The organism is Flavobacterium sp. CS20, from assembly GCF_018080005.1.
Taxonomy (GTDB): domain Bacteria; phylum Bacteroidota; class Bacteroidia; order Flavobacteriales; family Flavobacteriaceae; genus Psychroflexus.
This window is the reverse complement of record NZ_CP073015.1, coordinates 2,203,327-2,221,105: the sequence shown is the minus strand read 5'-3', so window position 1 is coordinate 2,221,105 and position 17,779 is coordinate 2,203,327. Positions and strand designations below refer to the sequence as shown.

The 17,779-nt window shown below is 33.2% G+C and carries 17 protein-coding genes; 4 read left to right on the top strand and 13 right to left on the bottom strand.

Features of this window, described 5'->3' with window-relative positions:
- Positions 1-198: 198 nt before the first annotated feature.
- A complete protein-coding gene (locus tag IGB25_RS10450; protein WP_211064959.1) occupies positions 199-528 on the bottom strand; it encodes a hypothetical protein in 330 nt (109 codons plus the stop codon).
- Positions 529-702: 174 nt separating this feature from the next.
- On the opposite strand from IGB25_RS10450, the gene IGB25_RS10445 reads away from it, so the two are divergent.
- From IGB25_RS10445 to IGB25_RS10430, 4 genes are read left to right on the top strand one after another with little or no spacing between them, the layout of a single operon-like run.
- Positions 703-996 carry a hypothetical protein gene (locus IGB25_RS10445; RefSeq protein WP_211064958.1) on the top strand — a complete coding sequence of 98 codons (294 nt, stop codon included), beginning with the start codon at positions 703-705 and terminating at the stop codon, positions 994-996.
- Between the two features lie 19 nt (positions 997-1,015).
- Positions 1,016-2,377: a DNA phosphorothioation system sulfurtransferase DndC gene (gene dndC, locus IGB25_RS10440; RefSeq protein WP_211064957.1), complete on the top strand. Its 1,362-nt coding sequence runs from the start codon at positions 1,016-1,018 to the stop codon at positions 2,375-2,377.
- Positions 2,377-4,467, top strand: coding sequence for a DNA sulfur modification protein DndD (dndD, locus tag IGB25_RS10435; protein WP_211064956.1), 2,091 nt, complete (start codon positions 2,377-2,379; stop codon positions 4,465-4,467). Before dndC ends, dndD begins: the two co-directional genes overlap by 1 nt.
- Positions 4,451-4,810 carry a DndE family protein gene (locus IGB25_RS10430; protein ID WP_211064955.1) on the top strand — a complete coding sequence of 120 codons (360 nt, stop codon included), beginning with the start codon at positions 4,451-4,453 and terminating at the stop codon, positions 4,808-4,810. Before dndD ends, IGB25_RS10430 begins: the two co-directional genes overlap by 17 nt.
- Positions 4,811-4,880: 70 nt before the next feature.
- Here IGB25_RS10430 and IGB25_RS10425 read toward each other — a convergent pair whose 3' ends face one another.
- The 12 genes from IGB25_RS10425 to IGB25_RS10375 form a co-directional block, all read right to left on the bottom strand.
- Positions 4,881-6,839: a DNA sulfur modification protein DndB gene (locus tag IGB25_RS10425; RefSeq protein WP_211064954.1), complete on the bottom strand. Its 1,959-nt coding sequence runs from the start codon at positions 6,837-6,839 to the stop codon at positions 4,881-4,883.
- A 14-nt stretch (positions 6,840-6,853) separates the two neighbouring features.
- Positions 6,854-7,489: a hypothetical protein gene (locus IGB25_RS10420; protein ID WP_211064953.1), complete on the bottom strand. Its 636-nt coding sequence runs from the start codon at positions 7,487-7,489 to the stop codon at positions 6,854-6,856.
- An 11-nt stretch (positions 7,490-7,500) separates the two neighbouring features.
- Positions 7,501-7,980, bottom strand: coding sequence for a hypothetical protein (locus tag IGB25_RS10415; protein WP_211064952.1), 480 nt, complete (start codon positions 7,978-7,980; stop codon positions 7,501-7,503).
- Positions 7,977-10,172, bottom strand: a complete 2,196-nt coding sequence (locus tag IGB25_RS10410) for an AAA family ATPase (RefSeq protein ID WP_211064951.1) — start codon at positions 10,170-10,172, stop codon at positions 7,977-7,979. Before IGB25_RS10410 ends, IGB25_RS10415 begins: the two co-directional genes overlap by 4 nt.
- A 2-nt stretch (positions 10,173-10,174) precedes the next feature.
- A complete protein-coding gene (locus IGB25_RS10405; RefSeq protein WP_211064950.1) occupies positions 10,175-10,390 on the bottom strand; it encodes a hypothetical protein in 216 nt (71 codons plus the stop codon).
- The gene (locus tag IGB25_RS10400) at positions 10,387-12,579 is read right to left on the bottom strand and encodes a DEAD/DEAH box helicase family protein (RefSeq protein WP_211064949.1); all 2,193 of its coding nucleotides are present in this window, start codon (positions 12,577-12,579) and stop codon (positions 10,387-10,389) included. Before IGB25_RS10400 ends, IGB25_RS10405 begins: the two co-directional genes overlap by 4 nt.
- A gap of 105 nt (positions 12,580-12,684) precedes the next feature.
- Positions 12,685-14,304: a transketolase C-terminal domain-containing protein gene (locus IGB25_RS15190; protein ID WP_371815900.1), complete on the bottom strand. Its 1,620-nt coding sequence runs from the start codon at positions 14,302-14,304 to the stop codon at positions 12,685-12,687.
- A gap of 5 nt (positions 14,305-14,309) precedes the next feature.
- On the bottom strand, positions 14,310-14,771 hold the full coding sequence (locus IGB25_RS15185; protein ID WP_256437212.1) for a thiamine pyrophosphate-dependent enzyme: 462 nt from the start codon (positions 14,769-14,771) through the stop codon (positions 14,310-14,312).
- A gap of 48 nt (positions 14,772-14,819) precedes the next feature.
- On the bottom strand, positions 14,820-15,197 hold the full coding sequence (locus tag IGB25_RS10390) for a GxxExxY protein (RefSeq protein ID WP_211064948.1): 378 nt from the start codon (positions 15,195-15,197) through the stop codon (positions 14,820-14,822).
- 43 nt (positions 15,198-15,240) lie between these two features.
- Entirely contained in the window at positions 15,241-16,572 is a 1,332-nt protein-coding gene (locus tag IGB25_RS10385) for a dihydrolipoamide acetyltransferase family protein (RefSeq protein WP_211064947.1), read from the bottom strand.
- Between the two features lie 199 nt (positions 16,573-16,771).
- Positions 16,772-17,377: a transferase hexapeptide repeat family protein gene (locus IGB25_RS10380; protein WP_211064946.1), complete on the bottom strand. Its 606-nt coding sequence runs from the start codon at positions 17,375-17,377 to the stop codon at positions 16,772-16,774.
- Between the two features lie 92 nt (positions 17,378-17,469).
- A complete protein-coding gene (locus IGB25_RS10375) occupies positions 17,470-17,778 on the bottom strand; it encodes a four helix bundle protein (RefSeq protein ID WP_371815899.1) in 309 nt (102 codons plus the stop codon).
- Position 17,779 lies beyond the last annotated feature (1 nt).

Sequence of the window (17,779 nt, the reverse complement as noted above, 5' to 3'; positions counted from 1 at the left end):
TTTTAGTGAATCGTGGTTAGTTTTTCGTTGTTGGTTATTCGTATTTGGTTGTTGGGTGCGGTTGTTTTAGAAGTTTAAAGTTTAAAAGTTGATGAGTTTAAAGTTGGTTAGTTTTTCGTTGTTGGTTATTCGTAATTGGTTGTTGGGTGTGGTTGTTTTAGAAGTTTAAAGTTTAAAAGTTGATGAGTTTAAGGGTTTTTAGTAGAAATAGCCTTGGTGTGGACAGGGTTTAGGTTTTTCGTTTTTCCATTGCCATTGTTTTGGGTGCTCAACAAGATTAGGAAACAAAGCTCTTTCATTATGGCTGTAATATAAATCGATAGCCTCATTTCTATATTTCAAATCATTCATTTCTGCCATTAACTCGTAATAATCTTTACCACCAAAAACACCATAACTTTCATAGCAGCGCTCTTGCCATATCTGACCTTTATTATCAATCATAAACACTGGGAATACAGGTTTTATTGAGTAATAATTTGAAATACTGCGACAGGTATCTTGTGTAATCCAGCTAAAAAAACCCATAAATTTTTAAATTAATAATCAAAAAGGAGACGTTTTAGGTCTCCTTTTTTTAGTAAATAACTATCTTGTATGCTCAAAGATCATTATCTTGCAAGCATAGTTTAGATGTCCTTTACGTGTCGATACAAATATATATCAAAAATGATAAATTTTTTTAAAAGACTTGATAAGTATATGAAATTCAAAGGTTTGAATGATAACAAATTGTCAAATCAAGCAGAGATATCAAATGGATTAATAGGAAAAGCAAGAAAAAGAGGTTCATTGTCAGGTAAAAATATATCAAAATTGATAAATACTTATCAAGATTTATCTGCTGACTGGTTGTTTACTGGACAAGGTTCAATGTTAAAACAAAATAATAATCAAGAGTCATTATCTGAAGATGACAAAGATTATATCATAAACTTACAGAAAAAAACGATAAAAATATTAGAAGATAAAATTAGAGAATTAGAAAAAAACTGAAAGAAACCCTTTACGTGTCATGTCAAAAATAAAACTCAAAAAAGCTGAGTTAATTATTAATGAAATAATTGATCAGTATGCTTATGATGGCAATACAAATCGTCCGTGGATCATTGGCTTTAGTGGCGGTAAGGATTCTACCGTTTTACTCACACTGGTTTGGATAGCCTTGAAAAGATTTAAAGAACAAGCTCCTATGCCTTTTCAACTTAAACGACCTGTTTATGTGGTTTGTAATGATACTATGGTAGAAAACCCTATTATTTCAAACTATGTTGACGATGTTTTAACTAAAATTGACAAAGAAGCCAGAGCTCAAGGCTTGCCAATTTTTGTTCAAAAAACAACCCCTAAACTCGAAGAATCATTTTGGATCAATGTTTTAGGAAAAGGTTATCCTGTGCCTAACAATTCTTTTAGATGGTGTACAGATCGATTAAAAATTAAACCTACTTCAAACTTCTTGTTGGAACAAATAGATAAAATGGGCGAAGCTATTGTATTGCTTGGCACAAGATATGAAGAAAGTGTTTCTAGAGAAAGACGAATGAAAAAACACGAGATAAACGGCAGTCGTTTATCTAAACACGGTACAACACCAAACACCTTTGTTTATGCGCCAATAAAAGACTTGATGCTTGAAGAAATTTGGTATATCATAAATGCTGTGCCTTCACCTTGGGGGTTTGATAATTCTATACTATTTCAAATTTATTCTGACGCTAGTGCCGATGATTATGAGTGTCCAACAGTAGTGACCAACAAAAAACACTCATCTTGTGGTCAATCAAGGTTTGGATGTTGGACATGCACAGTTGTAAAACAAGACAAATCTATGTCTGCTTTAATTGAAAATGGACAAGAATGGATGGCACCACTTTTAAAGTTCAGAAACAATTTAGTAGATAACAGAAATATTGGAGAAAACAGAATGCCTGAGCGTAGAAACGGACAAAAGGCAGTTGATGAAGACGGAAGGAACTTTGGACCATATACTCCAAAATACAGAGCGGACACATTACGAGAATTACTAGAAACTCAAAAAGAAATTCAAAAGGATAGTCCACATATCACCTTAATCAACAATCAGGAATTAATTGCCATTCAAGTTATATGGAATCGCGATATGATTTTTGAATATAGTGTCAGCGATATTTACAAAGAAGTTTATGGTAAAGATATTAGCACTAACAACATCAAATCTTTAGATGATACTGAGCGCCGAATTCTCAAAGAAGTTTGCGAAGATGATGCTAATTATTATCACCTCATTGATAATTTAATTTCACTACAAGAATCAAAAACATTAATGCTATCTAAATACGGTTTGCATAACGATGTAGAGCGAAGAATTGAAGAATACGTAAATAAAGTTAAGTAATGCGAATTGACCATATTGACATAAAAAACTTTAGAATTTACAAAGACAATAACAGCATTGACTTTAAAGAGAAAAAAGGCTCAAATATTTTTTTGATTGCTGGTAAAAATGGATTTGGAAAAACCAGTTTTTTAACCTCTTTGGTTTGGGTGTTTTATGGCAAACTCATTGCTCAAGTAGAAGACAAATACCGCAAAGACATCAAAAAAGCTGGCGGCTATCAAGACTATCTAGACAGTCAATTTAATAATGATGCAAAAAGTAGCGACAATCCAGCCATGTCTGTTGAAGTGACGTTGAGCGATGTTATGATTCCTTCTGTGCCATGTAAAACTGTTCAAATCAAAAGGACTTACAACTATGTTACTAAAAATGAAAACCTTGAACTTCGTATTGATGGCAATGAAAATGAATTGACCAAAGATGTAGGTTATGAGGTTTTTATCAATGATTTTTTATTACCCAGAGAAATTGCTAAGTTTTTCTTTTTTGATGCTGAAAAAATTGTATCACTGGCAGAAGCTAAATCAAAAGCTGAATTACGAAGCCTCAGCCGAGCGTATTCTGAAGTTTTAGGGATTAAAAAATACGAAGAGTTAAAACGAAATCTCGAAGTGCTTTTATCAAATTTAAGACGTCGTGGTGTGTCTGAAGATGATAAAGATAAGCTACAAAACTTGATAGCTAAAGACGAAGAGCTCACTGTGCTTATTGATTACAATCAAGAGCGGCAAGATGAAGTTGATATGAAAGAAGCCAACTTAAAAGCAAAATCTGATGAGCTTCAAGAAAAGTTGATTCGCGAAGGCAATGCCATAACTTTAGAAGAGCTCAAAGCCTTAAAAGCAGAACACGAGGACGTTAAAAAAGACATACAAGCCACCAAGCAAAAACTTAAAAAACACTATGAACTCCTACCGTTTTTAATTGCAAATAAACCGCTCGAAAAACTTAAAAACCAACTTGTTAAAGAGAGTAAATACCAAAACCATCATTTTAGCTTAAAGACTTACGAAGATAAAATTGAGAATTTTAGAACCCAATTTTTATCTGATATCCAGTCTGTAATAAAGGACAAAAGCCTTTTTGAACAACTTGAAAAGGTCTCTAAAGAAGCCTCTAAAAAAGAACTAAAACAGCAACAAAAAGCGACGACAAAAAACAACTCTAAAATATTATTAGACTTTACAGAGGAAGAGCATCGAGAGTTCATTGCGTTTTATAAACACATTAATACTAGCCTTAAATCTCAAATAGAGCAACTGATTCAAGAAGACAAAAACCACAGGATTAGCCTGAACCGCTTATCGAGAAAAATCAAACAAGGCGAAGCGAGAAAAGACAACTATCTCGCTAAAAAAATTAGAAGCGAAAAGCAGAAAATTGACCAACAACTGCTCGACCTTAAAGATGAAAAACATAAATTGGTTGAAGAGTTTGGGCAATTGAACTTGCAACACAGTTCACATAAAAAAGTCTTGTCTGAGTTTGAAAAAAACTTTAAACTTATTGAGCAAGACCGCAAAAAATACAAAGTCACCGAAAAGTTACTCGACAAAATCAAGACCTTGATTAGTCGCATAAAAGAAGAAAAGAAATTTGCCTTACAAAAAACCATTGTTTTAGGCTTAAAACGACTGATGCACAAAGAAAACTTTGTAAAAGATGTGCAAGTTAACATACGAGAAGATGTGATGGATATTGATTTGGTTGACTTTAAGGGCAACATCATAGACAAAGACAACCTGTCTAAAGGTGAACAGCAACTCTATGCCACGGCGCTTTTAAAAGCTTTGGTTGATGAATCTGGTATCGAGTTTCCTGTGTTTATTGACAGCCCATTGCAAAAGTTTGACAAAGACCATTCCCGAAATATTATTGAAGAGTTTTACCCCAATATTTCTGACCAAGTGGTACTTTTTCCTTTGCTTGAGAAAGAATTGACAGAAAAAGAATACCAACTTATGACACCCTATTTAAGCCAAGTCTATATGATTAAGCATAGCCCAAAAGGCTCTGCATTTAAACCATATAAGTTGAACAATTTATTTAAAGCTTTTAAAGAAGACGAGCATGTTTACGCATATTAAAACCAGTAAGGATAATAAAGAAGTCGTTAGCCAATTGACCCGAAAACTTAACCTGGGTACAGAAAACGTGATTGCCAGGTTGGCTTTAGCCTATTCATTAAAAAGTGGTAAAAAATTAAAGATTGAAGACCTAAAAGATTCTGGTGGCAAAGAATACTCACGAAAGGTCTTGTTTGGCGATTATGACAAATATTATGTTGCTTTAGTAGCACAACATTACCAATTGCACATCAGCAATCAAGATTTGGGTAAATATGTGAAGTTGCATTTGGACGAAGGGTTAAATACATTGCAAAAATTGAATGCTGGTAATATGAATCTAATAAATTTAATAAATACATAAGGTTAATTAATATTAAGGTGTTGTTTTAAAATAGTTAATTCTTTTTTCTTTCTACTTTCCAAATATGATTCTAGTTTTTCTTATAATCAGATTCTAATTTTTTTATTTCATTAACTAACTTATCATTTTTTGCTTTTTGAATATCTAGTACAAGCTGTCTAATGTCAATATTTTGTTTGAATTCTTTCTCTAAAGAATCTGTCATATTTTTATCAATTATGTCCAAGCACTCAATGTTAAGTTCGTCAATAAAGTCTGAAATTACATTAAACTTATTTATAAAAGGATTTTCCGAAATTTCTCTTTTGTAATTGAAAGCTATTAATTTTATAATTGTTGCTACAAGTTCTTGTTTTTTTTGAGAAGGATTACTTCTACCGTTAAAAAGTAAATCGTTTATAGAATTTTCGAAATTGAATAATGAATCATTATGCTTATCTTCAATATACTTGTTCAAAATATTAATGATACTATCTAAGTATTCTTGCTCTAGCCATGAATTTTTATAATCTATAGTTGGTGATGACAAAATAAAATCAAGAAATTCAAAAAAGGCTGATTGAAACATTTGACTGAAAAAAAACCTATGATTTCCAATGCTTTCCTTTATCTCTTTTTCCTTATTTTGAAGTTTTTTAAATAAAAATCTATAGTCATTATATTCTACACCACGATTTTTAGCATTTTGTTGAAGAAAAAAGCGTTTTTCGCTTCCACCAAATAAAACCGAATAAATTTTAGTTTCATCATCCGTTAACGAGTCTTTTCTTGTTTTTTCTAGCCAATCTTCGAATGATTTATTCATTGATATATATAATTTCTTAAATGGTAATAGGTGTGTGTAGAAATAAACGAAAGTTTGAGTCCAAGATTTTTTAAACTGTTCTAACAAAACTCTTCGTTGTGAGTAGGAAAAATCAAATGGAGTCAAATCTTCCAGCTTTACAGATTCTGAATCAAATTCTAAATCGTATAAGTTCAAGCGTGCCCTGAGGGCGTTTCCATCTTCAGATTTTCGACGATCACCTTTAGTGTCTTTAAATAAATTTTCACATATTCTGTATACAATACCTATAGTTGTAATTATGGGTCTATTTTGATCAATTTGAAACTCTTTATTTCTTGGTGAGTCAAAATCCAATAAATAAGAATATGTATTCTTATCAATTTCCTTAATGGTAGAAAAAATATGTCTAGCAAAAATGGCACAAATATCCTTTTCATTAAGCAAGATATTTCTAGATTCACTAGGTGTTTTGGCATTTTTATTTACATCAACAAAAACGTTTCTAATTATTTCTTTAATATCTTTTTGTTCATTCTCTAACCATCCACTATTCGGGAATACTTCATCCAAAATCTCTTCACTACCTTCTGATAAATCTTGGTAAGAATTAGGAAAAAACAATATTGTAGTTGGTATATCAATATCATTTAAAATTGATTTATGTTCTTCTAAACTCTTATAGTATGCTTTTTCATCATCGCTATCTAAAAGACCCCTAATCGCTTTTAATGTAACAAGCCTATGCTGACCATCAACAGCCATTAAAGATATACCTGAACTTTTCCATCTAAGTTCAACAGGAGTATTCAAAATATTATTGTCTTCATCAACAAACAAAATTAATATGAAAGAATCCTCAAACTCTATTTTAACCACTTTACCCTCTACTGTTTCTTCAAAACGGACTTTTAATTTTGGGTATCTATTTTTAATAGAATCTTTTTTTTCTGTAGGGGCTACAAAAGCACTAACAATTGGAGGGAAAAATTTGTAACCTTTATCTGTAATCAAATATTGTGAAATATCATTTTTAATTCTTGAATCATCTAAATTTCTTTGAACTAATTCATCAAAATCAACTTCTGAAATATTAAGTATATCTCTTACGGGCTTAATCCAGTTTATGTTATCAATTGGTAATGCAGTATTTAGATAGAAAACTGGACTATTATTGTGAGTAAAAAACTGCCCAAAAGTTCCATAAATACTTCTGTCATATTTTTGAGGTCTTACTTTTTTCATATAAACTTATTTAATTACCTTTTTCCAAAAATAGGACTATACATCCTATTTAATAAATATTCAGTAGATTTATTAAGCGATGATTCTAAATCGGTTTTTACACAATTAAAGATCAATAAATCCCAATTAAACCCTTGGTATGCGAGTCTGCCTCCAAAAGTTTTTTTAGCCTTTTCCTGTATTACAACTTCATCTTCTCCTTCATCAATTAAAGTAACAATTTCATAAAAATTTCTTTTATGACTTCTATATCTGTTTCTTAATGAGCTAGCTACACCTATATATAAGGGGCTTACTAAATGACTAAATTCACCTAATATTTTAAATATTTTCACACAATCTTCATCAGATAATTCAGAAATTTTTTTACCCTCAGTTAAATCAGAATCAATAAGATAATCATTAAAAAAATTTGTATTTTGATGTACATTAACGATATATTTTTTTAACGGAGAACTTACTTCTCCTTTCATGTTCTCTGAAGTAATCAATTCGTTCAACCTGTAAACTATGGTAGAAAAATCATCTTTATTATTAACAATTCCTAATTTAGAAAAATCTAAATACCATGTATATAAACCTGATGTTTTTGGTATATTTCTACCATTTTTGTAAATAGTGTCTTCATATCTGAATCTAAACTCTTTCATAAATAAAGTCTTTAATCATTCATCAAATCCACAAACAAATAACTTGAATTAATCAAGTTGTCATTTTCCCATTCTTCTTGAAGATATTGTAAGCCACCATTGGCGTAACTTTCAATAAATTCAACAATATTACTCACGACCTGGTTAAGTTCTTTTTCGTCCATATCTTCCAAATCGTTCCAATCAAAATCAATTTCTTCGCTATGGCTAAACACAATCATCAATAAAAAATCGACCAAACTGGAATCACGCTTCCATTTGCCTATTTCTACAAAATCTCTTGTCGAGTTTCTAGGTGGTAAGGGTAGTCTTAAACCTTTCTTTAAACCTAATCTAAAAGCATAGATATACAGTTCATAGATAGGTCCGAATTGGCTATATTCAGACTTAGATTGTCCTTTGTTCGCAAAAGCTTCAATAACAGGAATTTTACTGTTGGCATATCGCGGACGCTTCATTAATATTGCACTTTTAAATTCTTGTGCTGTCATTTCAATTTGGTTTGAGTGGTTACAATATCAATTTGTTCTGCATTTTCAGGCACATGATTGACATACATGGTTTTCACTTTGGGGTCTTTGAGTAGTCGTTTACCCAACTCATTGATTTTCATTTCATCGTCTTGCTTGAAAAGTTCTTTTACTAAAACTATACTTTGTGGAAACACATCACCAATGGCTTCAAAAAAGCCTTCTGTAAATCCTTCGCCAAATGCAGATATGGGTGCATCGGCCAATAATGGATAGTTGTATTCAGCATTGTTTGCGGAAATGATAGCCATCACAACTGAGAATTTTTTCATTCGCTGGAAACCTTCTGAGCTACCGTAAACAGAATTGCCCTTACTGTCTATGTAATTAAAATTAATCGAGCCATTTGGATTTTTTTCAAACTTCAGAATACCACCTGATAAGTCATTGTTCTTAATCAGGTTTTTAAAATGTATGTTGGCATGTTCTTCAAGTAGGCTTATCATACCATCAAAAACCCTGTCTTTAGCTTTTTGTGAAGCTTCTTCTAAATCACTTAAAACTTCGTAGTTTTCATTGAACCCGTTTGGTATATCATTGGATTTATTAAGGCTTTTTATCTCATCATTAATTGCTTTTAAATCTTGTTTTAACTTATTTATTTTTGGGATAATAATATCATTTATTTTACTATTGGCACTTTCCATGCGTCGGACAGCACCAGTATAATTATTGATAATATCTCTTGCAGATTGTTCAGCATCATGACCAGCAATCATTATTGAATTTCTATCATCATCTATAGATTTAATTCTTTTTTTAAGCTTTTCAATACTTTCTTTAAGTTCTATCTCTTTTTCTTTAGTCTTTATTATTGAATCTCTTATGCTATCAAACTTGTTGTAAAAAGGCTGAGCATTAATTTGTAAATCACCAAAAAAATTCTTTAAGTCATTTTTTACAAAAGGTTTTTGGCTTTGATTATCTCTTGTTCTATTTTTAAGCTTAATAAGATTGTTGTATTCAGGTGTGCCTTCTTTAGCTTCTCTATTGCAGACATAACAATGTTCGTCGTCAATCATGTTTTGAAGTGAGACCGAGTCTGGTGAATTTTCTGGTAAGAAATGAAAATACTCGTTAGGGTTTTCTTCTACATTTTTTAAAGCTTTCTTTTCGTATCTTCTCTCAATATAGTGTTCATTTAAAGCTCTAAATTTTTCAACTTCTTCCTCAAATCCCATAGCAATCCAAGCAAAATTGCCGTCAAAAAAACGATTGTTTATGCGGTCTAGAAAGGTTTCAAATTCTTCTTGTTTGTCACGCAACCGCTTTCTTAAAGGTTTTAATTTGTCATCTATCTCCTTTCTTTTTTCTGCATTAGCATAGAGTTTATCCAATTCGTTTTTTTCGTTTTCAGTTGCTCTTAAAGTTTCATTCCATTGCTCAAGATTAATTTTTTCTTGTTCTATTTGTTGCTCAATTTTTTCTTTATCAGCTACAGCAATATCAAATCGTTCGTTTTGAGCATTGTTAGCCTTAAGTTGTTTTTGTAAATCTCTAAATGCTTTAGCTTTAAATTCGTCTAATAGCTCATGAATTTTTTCATATTTTTTAATATCTGTGAGATTTTCAACAGCTTCTTCTATGCTTTCTTTTTTGCTAAAATCTATGATATCGTCAACTTCTTCACCTTGTAGAAATGAATATTTCCTAAAGGCTTTCATAATAAGTCCATTAATTATTCTTGTTTTTTCATCTTCATCATAGACAGGTTTGTATCTATGTAAAACAAGCTCAGTTTTATTGACTTCAATTTCGTTAATGACAAATTGCCAACTGTTTTCATCTGTGATTTGCTCACCTATACGGGTGGCTGTAAAAGATTTTATGATTTGATACTTATACCTTGTCCCACTAGTATATTCTATCATAACGCCGCATTTCACATAACTACCTTTTGGTGTTTCGTTTTTAGCTTTATCAGATAAAATTTTGACGCCAGCATTTCTAATATTTATTTTTTTCTTTGTGTCAGAATCAAGTATTTGGTCGTAAAACAACCACAAAAAAGCATTAAAAAATTTTGATTTTCCAGCACCATTATCGGCCACAATAATATTTATACCTTCATCTAACTCATATTTATTATCTTCAAAATCACCGTAGTAATTAAAGAAATTTTCGAAAGCTATACTGTTTATTATTGATGCCATATTTAAATTTTATGTATGTTTTTCAAAATAGGATAAATTTGTCTTGCTGTGCGATTATTGTCATTTTCATTAATTATAGTTGACAAGATTTCAACAATTTTATCCTGATAAGGACCAGAAGTAGTAAGATTTTTAATGCCTTCCTTTTTCAATTTATACTTTTGGACAATTTCTTCATCGCTCAGTATTTCTCTTAGTATTTCATTTCTCTTACTCATAATTCTTGTATAATTTGGTCAATATTTAATTCGTATTTATCGCAAATTGAACTCAATTCATTTTTTGTATCGTAAAAATTCATAGATAAGCTGGAAAAATGAGCAACACGTTGTAATTCTGTTTTTACTTGATTTCTTTCCATTCTATAAGTATCTGCATTAGCGTCATTCAGAGGTGGTACAACAATCATATCATAAATTATTGCATTAGCTTTATTTTTGTGTTTTCTCAAAAGACTACCTCTACGTTGTATAAATTGTCTGGGATTTCCTGTGCTACTTGCAAATATTCCAACTTCAGCACGTGGCACATCTACACCTTCATCTAACATTTTCATGGCAAATAGCATTTCGATTTTTCCTTCTGAAAATCCTTTAAGTATTTCGTTTAAATCTTCATCTTCTGCGGTGTAAGAATTAATTTTTAAATCTGGCCTGGCTTCCATAGCTTTTCGCATAAAATCGTTGAGTAGTCTTTCACTGCCTCCAGAGTCGTTATATACAAAACCTTCTGGCACGTAGGTGAACACGTATTTTAGCTTCTTTTTTTTATCGAGCTCTTTTACAATGTCTTTAAAACAGTCAATTTTATTATGTGCTTTATGGATAATGTTTTTTCTCGTTAAAAGGAGTTTTTCAACCATAGGGTCTTTTTTAAATTCTCCTTTATCAAAGTCAAAAAATCTTAAAAGCCGTTGTGATATTTCTATATAACTTTCGAGTTCATCGTTTTGTAGCTCAACGATTTTTGGATAATATTTATACTCTGTAAGTCTTTCTTCTTTTAAAGCTCTCTCCATTGTAAACGAGTAAATATATGGCGGCTTGTCTTCAAAAAAAGCATCAATAGCATCTGTGCCTTCTGGGTCATAAACTCGTTTTGGTGTAGCAGACAGTCCAATTTTCTTTTCAACACTTACATTTCCTAATCGCTTCTTTATTTGACTTGCGCCCATATTGTGTGCTTCATCAGCAATAAGTGTAAATTTATCTTGAATTTTTTTAAAATATTTTTGAAACCTATCAGTCACAAAACTTCCATAAGTTGAAATGATAATTAGATTTTTAGAGATTCCCCAGGATAGATTACTAGCAAAATTAGCCAGTTCATTTTCCCATTTATTGCCACCGCCAACTTTAAGGATATTCTTAAAATTAAAATCTAACACTTCTTGTTCCCATTGATTTAGTAAAGCAATTGACGGCACAAGAATTATAGAGTGGTATTTTTTGTCTTTCTGATATTCCTGCAAAACACAATTCAACGAAGTAATAGTTTTCCCAGTACCAGTAGCCATAGCGAAAACACCTTTATAATCGTTTTCAACCCAATTTTTATAAGCTTGTTTTTGATAATCTCTAGGTTCGTCAAAGGGGAATTTAGGTTCACAATCAAGTTTATCGATTACAGCTTCAAACTTTTTCTTTTTAGCTTGGTGTATTTCTTTTAATTTTTTACTGTAATTTTCACTTCCAATGTTTATGCTAGTTTCAAGTAAATCTTTAATGGATTTTTGTTCTCCTATGTCCTCAATTGCTTCTTTTATTTCTTCGGGATTCAGGTATGTATATTCGTTGTTTTCTTGATTAAAAACTTTTTCAAAATGTTTTCTTTGGTTTTCTATTCTTACTTGACTAACTTTAGAATTCCAAGGGACTTCAACCTGAAAGCTTTCTGCATTTTTAACAAAACCAGCTAGTGTGAAGTTCATACTTCCTTCAGCTAGAATGTGATTTTCACCATCATAGAATAACATTCTTTTGCTATGGCTTAAACTTTGTTTACCAAAACTTACTGGTTGTATTTGTAGCCTATTTTCTTTGATAAGGTACTTTAAACAATCAAAAAAGTGTTGTCCATATTCATCTAAGCTGTCTTTTAGCTTGCGTAAATCTTTTACTAATTTGGAAACTTCACCATAGTCGTTTAACTCGGACTCAGCTATTAAGTTTTCAAAATCTAATTTTGTATAGTAATGATTGGTAATCATGCGCATACTACCGCCATTATAGATAAACTCCGCAAAACTTTCAGATAATACACGAAATGCGCCTGAGTTAAAATACCCCAAAAACAAATCTACCGTTTTCGAAACAGGAAAAACAGCATTATAAAACTCTAGTGGTATATGCTCTGAATCTGAACTATACGTATAAGAATCGGGAAATGTAATAGCTCTAAATGACACGTAAATTATTTTTAGATGAGCTTGTAAAGTATAAAACTAACAAATAATCCTCAATCCATCAACAATTTCTCACTGATTTTAAAAACAGGAATAAAACCTTTTAACTTAATATTTTAAAAGAGCATTAATTTTGGCTTTAACTTTTTCCGTACTCGGAATCATCGTTTCTTCTAAAGTTGAGTTCAGCGGAATCGCTGGCATATTTTCCGAGCCAATGGTCATCACAGGGGCATCGAGATATTGAAAACATTCCTCTTGAATTTTTCCGCTAAGTGCTCTGGCAAAGGTGTTGTCTGATGGTTCTTCGGTGACTACGAGGCATTTTTTACATTTTTTCACAGACTTAAAAATTGTTTCTTCGTCGAGTGGGTGCAAGGTTCTTAAATCTACAATTTCGATTTGGTCTTGAAGTCCGAGTTCTGCCGAAGCGTTAACCGCCCAATGCACGCCCATACCATAGGTGATGATGCTTAAAGTTTCTTCATTATCTTTTAGCCAAATTTCTTGTAAAACCCAAGCTTTGCCAAAAGGCAAAATATAGTCTTTGGCAGGTTCAACGCTGGTGGCACCTTTCGTGCCAGGGACTTTACTCCAATACAAGCCTTTATGTTCAAAAATCACCACGGGATTGGGGTCGTGATAGGTCGCTTTCATCAAGCCTTTTAAATCGGCACCGTTGCTTGGGTAAGCAATTTTAAGTCCACGAATATTAGTGACCACACTTTCTACCGAAGAGGAATGGTAAGGTCCGCCACTGCCATAAGCCCCAATAGGCACACGCAAAATCATAGACACTGGCCATTTGCCTTCGGAGAGATAACAGCTTCGGCTGACTTCTGTAAACAATTGATTTAGTCCAGGCCAAATGTAATCGGCAAACTGAACCTCAACAATGGGTTTGAGTCCAACGGCAGACATTCCGACCGTTGAGCCTACTATAAAAGCTTCTTGAATTGATGTATTAAACACCCGATGGTCACCAAACTTTTGGGCTAAAGTGGTCGCTTCACGAAACACACCACCCAATCGTCCACCAACATCTTGACCGTAAAGTAAGCATTCAGGATGGTCTTGCATGAGTTCTTCAATAGCAAATAAAGCACAATCGACCATGACGACTTTTTCTGCACCTTTTGGAGAGCGTTCACCAACTTCTTCTGTAATGGGTGTTGGGGCAAAGTCGTGGGTAAATAAATCTTCGGGTTTGGGGTCATCTGAGGTGAGAGTCGCTTCATAATCAGACTTGACATTTTCTCTGATATCGTGTTCTATATCGTCTAAATCAGTTTCAGAAAATCCATTGGCTTTCATCAATTTCACAAATTTTGGATAAGGATCGCGTTGTTGAGATTCTTCTAAATCATCTCGATAAAATTCCATACGAACGCCAGAAGTGTGGTGATTTAAAAGTGGACATTTGGCGTGCACTAAAAACGGACGTTGTTCTGTTCTAACAGTTTCAATGACTTTTTCTAAAGTGGAATACGATTCTTCAAAATCAGTCCCGTCAATGCTAATGGCTTCAAGTCCGTGAAAACCTTGAGCATATTCGTAGGCATTTTGGGCTCGGGTTTCTTTTGCGTTGGCAGAAATATCCCAGTCGTTATCTTGGATTAAATAAATAATGGGCAGTTGCTTTAAGGCGACCATTTGAAAAGCCTCTGAAACTTCACCTTCGGTAATTGAAGCGTCGCCCAAAGAACAGACGACTATTCCTTGCCCCATAGCTCCTAAAGGGGAATGGCCTCTACCAAACCCTCTCCAAAGGAAAGGGCTTTGTTTTGCTTATCTACATACTTTAAAGCTAAGGTCGCTCCAGTTGCTGGTATGGCTTGCATACCTGTCGCTGAACTTTGGTGTGGTATTTTGGGTTTATCTTCATCTCTTAAACTCGGATGTGAATAATAGGTGCGTCCGCCAGAAAAAGGATCGTCTTTTTTGGCGAGAAGTTGCAACATCAAATCTTTGGGTTGCATCCCGATGGAGAGTAACATGGCATCATCTCTGTAATAGGGATAGACATAATCTTCGGGTTTGAGTTGCATGCCTACTGCTATTTGAATAACTTCGTGACCGCGTGAGGTGGCGTGGACGTATTTGGAGACAATTTTAAAATTATCTTCATACAATTCTGTCATCGATTTGGCTGTGACGAGGTTTTTAAATGCTTTGAGTATGGTTTCTTTTTTCATTTTTTTAGGTTTTGGTTTCACGCAAAGACGCAAAGGCGCAAAGTTTGTTTATATATTATTGACGATTCTTGTTATACCATTTTTAATAAGAGCTTCATTGAAATTAATCAACAAACCAAGTTTTAAATCCGTAAGTTTTAAATAAGTCAATACTTGTTTTGGGTGAACTGGAGCTATTTTTTCTACCGATTTTAATTCAATTAAAACTTTTTGATTTACAATTAAGTCCGCTCTAAATCCGAGTGACATTTTATTATTTTTCCAAACGAGAGGTATAGCCTTCTGTCTTTCTACTTTTAAATTTTGAGCTATCAACTCACTATACAATATTTCTTCATACACAGACTCTAACAATCCTAGCTCTAATTCTACGTGAATTTGATATGCGGTATTGACAATAATTTTTGAAATTTCATTTTCAGTCATAATAATAAAATTATTTTGCGTCTTTGCGTCTTTGCGAGAAACCTTAATAATCCTCCAAGTAATCCGCAATACGTCTTAAAAAACTTCCTGCTAAAAAGCCATCAACAATCCGGTGATCAAAGGATAAAGACAAATACATCATTGAGCGAATTTCAATGGTATCGCTTTCATCTTTTTCTATCACTTCAGCACGTTTTTTAATAATACCTGTCGCCAAAATCGTCGCTTCTGGCTGATTGATAATAGGCGTACCCATTAAACTGCCAAAAGTGCCGACATTTGAAATAGTAAATGTTCCACCTTTGGTCTCATCATTTGTTAATTTATTTTCTCTGGTCTTTCTCGCTAAATTGTTAACTTCTTTTGCCAGTTGATCTAAATCTTTTGTGTCTGTATTTTTTATCACAGGAACAATGAGATTTCCATTTGGTAAAGCCGTTGCCATTCCAATATTAATATCGTCTTTAACAATAATAGTTTTATTGTCAAGAGAAGAATTGATTTTAGGAAAATCTTGAATGGCTTTGGTTACGGCTTGAACAAATAAAGGTGTAAAACTTAATTTTTCTCCTGTGCGTTTGTGAAACTCTGCCTTGTGCTGATTTCGCCAGTTGACGAGATTAGTCATGTCAGCTTCCACATAGGCCGTAACGTGTGGTGAGACGTGTTTAGAATAGACCATATGGTCTGCAATCATCTGTCGCATGCGATCCATTTCAACAGGTTGACCTTTACCGATATCAAATTTTAAATCAGGCACTTGAAAGCCTTGGGGTTGATCATTTACGGGTTGTGCAAACTGTGCTGGTCTGCCATTTTCAATGTATTTAAAAATATCTGATTTTCGTAATCTTTCATTAGCACCTGTAGCTGGAATTCTCGCTAATTCTTCATAACTGATATGGTAATCTTTAGCGATTTGTTCAACTAATGGAGAATAGAAGTAAGCCCCTCTTCCGTCTGGAGCCCCTCTTCCGTCTCCCCTAAGGGGAGAAACTGCCCCTCTTCCAGAAACCTTTTGATTCCCTTTCCTTCGGAGAGGGGTTAGCGGAGAGGTCTTTTGTGGAGAGACCTTTTGTGCAGAGGCTTCTTTGTTTTTGGTTGGTTTTCCTGAAGTTTCTTTTAAAATGGCAATAACTTCTCCTATTTTAACCACATCTTTCGGTTGATATTTCTTTTCTATCAATACTCCAGAAAAAGGAGCAGGTACTTCGTTATCGACTTTGTCGGTACCGACTTCGACTAAAATATCGCCTTCATCAAACGAATCGCCTTCATCAATTAGCCAATTAAGGATGGTGCCTTCGGTTATACTTTCGCCCATTTTGGGGAGTTTGAAATCCACTTTTTCTGTTATTTTATTTTTTTCTCTCATGATTTTTCTCCTATTTTATATCTCTCGCAAAGTCGCTAAGGTGCAAAATTTTCCATTCTTAATATTTTCACGCAAAGTGCACAAGGTTTTCTTATTTATTTCTTGCAAACCTGATATAAGCAAATCTGACTTGCAATTTTTTTTAACCTTTCTAATAACTAAAAGCATGCTCTACAGACTACCCTCTATCAACTACCCTCTACCCACTTCTATTCCTAAATTCATTCAACGTCTGGTAAAAGTCTTCCTGTTGTGGTCGGTTTTTAGGGATTTCTCGTAAAGGTTCAACTTCTTCTATGCTTTCGTGACAATCTTGAGGCAGTTGTTGATAAAGCTTTGTGCCTGCAGTTTTCCAAGCTATCATATCATCTGAAACTTCTTTAATAATTTTTCCTGGATTACCAACCACTAAACTTCTATGAGGAATTTTGGTTTCCGCTTTTATAAAAGTCATTGCACCGATAATGGATTCATCTCCAATTTCGGCATCATCCATAATGACGGCATTCATACCAATCATACAATTTTCTCCGAGATTTGCTCCGTGAATAATTGCTCCGTGACCGATATGTGAACTTTGTTTCAAGCGAATACTTTTACCTGGGAACATATGAATGATACAGTTTTCCTGGACATTGACGCCATTTTCCAAAATTATTTCACCCCAATCGCCACGAATTGCCGCACCTGGTCCGATATAACAATTTTTACCGATAATCACGTTACCAGTGACAGCGACTTGTGGATGCACAAAGCTGGATGAGTGAATGACTGGGATATGATTTTTGAATTTGTATATTGCCATTTATTAGTAATTAGCTTTTAGTCGTTAGCTATTAGAATTTAATTTTTTCCTTAAGGATGTGTTCATTTTAGATATTTCACTTATTTGTCTTCTTACTTCTTCATTTTCTTCATCTGATATATAACCTCTAAGCCTGGCTTTTGTAGATGCAGATATACACTCATTTGTCTGCCTTGAGATATAATTAGGTAACGAATAAAATTAGCATCTGAACCTGAAGTTCCTTCTGCTATATTGAAAGCAATGGAATCTGAGGCTCTACTAAATTGTGATGATAGTTTATAAATTTCGTGTTTAGGAAATCGCTCAATTAGTTTATTAATATATTCACCCAGAACTATTGCTTTTTGGTATATTATCAAGTCCTCAAATTTAAAATGATATTTACTTTTTATTTCCAAG

Coding starts and splice junctions, on each gene's coding strand:
- IGB25_RS10450 (WP_211064959.1), bottom strand. CDS start 528: ATGGGTTTTTTTAGCTGGATTACACAAGATACCTGTCGCAGTATTTCA.
- IGB25_RS10445 (WP_211064958.1), top strand. CDS start 703: ATGAAATTCAAAGGTTTGAATGATAACAAATTGTCAAATCAAGCAGAG.
- dndC (WP_211064957.1), top strand. CDS start 1,016: ATGTCAAAAATAAAACTCAAAAAAGCTGAGTTAATTATTAATGAAATA.
- dndD (WP_211064956.1), top strand. CDS start 2,377: ATGCGAATTGACCATATTGACATAAAAAACTTTAGAATTTACAAAGAC.
- IGB25_RS10430 (WP_211064955.1), top strand. CDS start 4,451: ATGTTTACGCATATTAAAACCAGTAAGGATAATAAAGAAGTCGTTAGC.
- IGB25_RS10425 (WP_211064954.1), bottom strand. CDS start 6,839: ATGAAAAAAGTAAGACCTCAAAAATATGACAGAAGTATTTATGGAACT.
- IGB25_RS10420 (WP_211064953.1), bottom strand. CDS start 7,489: ATGAAAGAGTTTAGATTCAGATATGAAGACACTATTTACAAAAATGGT.
- IGB25_RS10415 (WP_211064952.1), bottom strand. CDS start 7,980: ATGACAGCACAAGAATTTAAAAGTGCAATATTAATGAAGCGTCCGCGA.
- IGB25_RS10410 (WP_211064951.1), bottom strand. CDS start 10,172: ATGGCATCAATAATAAACAGTATAGCTTTCGAAAATTTCTTTAATTAC.
- IGB25_RS10405 (WP_211064950.1), bottom strand. CDS start 10,390: ATGAGTAAGAGAAATGAAATACTAAGAGAAATACTGAGCGATGAAGAA.
- IGB25_RS15190 (WP_371815900.1), bottom strand. CDS start 14,304: ATGGGGCAAGGAATAGTCGTCTGTTCTTTGGGCGACGCTTCAATTACC.
- IGB25_RS15185 (WP_256437212.1), bottom strand. CDS start 14,771: ATGAAAAAAGAAACCATACTCAAAGCATTTAAAAACCTCGTCACAGCC.
- IGB25_RS10390 (WP_211064948.1), bottom strand. CDS start 15,197: ATGACTGAAAATGAAATTTCAAAAATTATTGTCAATACCGCATATCAA.
- IGB25_RS10385 (WP_211064947.1), bottom strand. CDS start 16,572: ATGAGAGAAAAAAATAAAATAACAGAAAAAGTGGATTTCAAACTCCCC.
- IGB25_RS10380 (WP_211064946.1), bottom strand. CDS start 17,377: ATGGCAATATACAAATTCAAAAATCATATCCCAGTCATTCACTCATCC.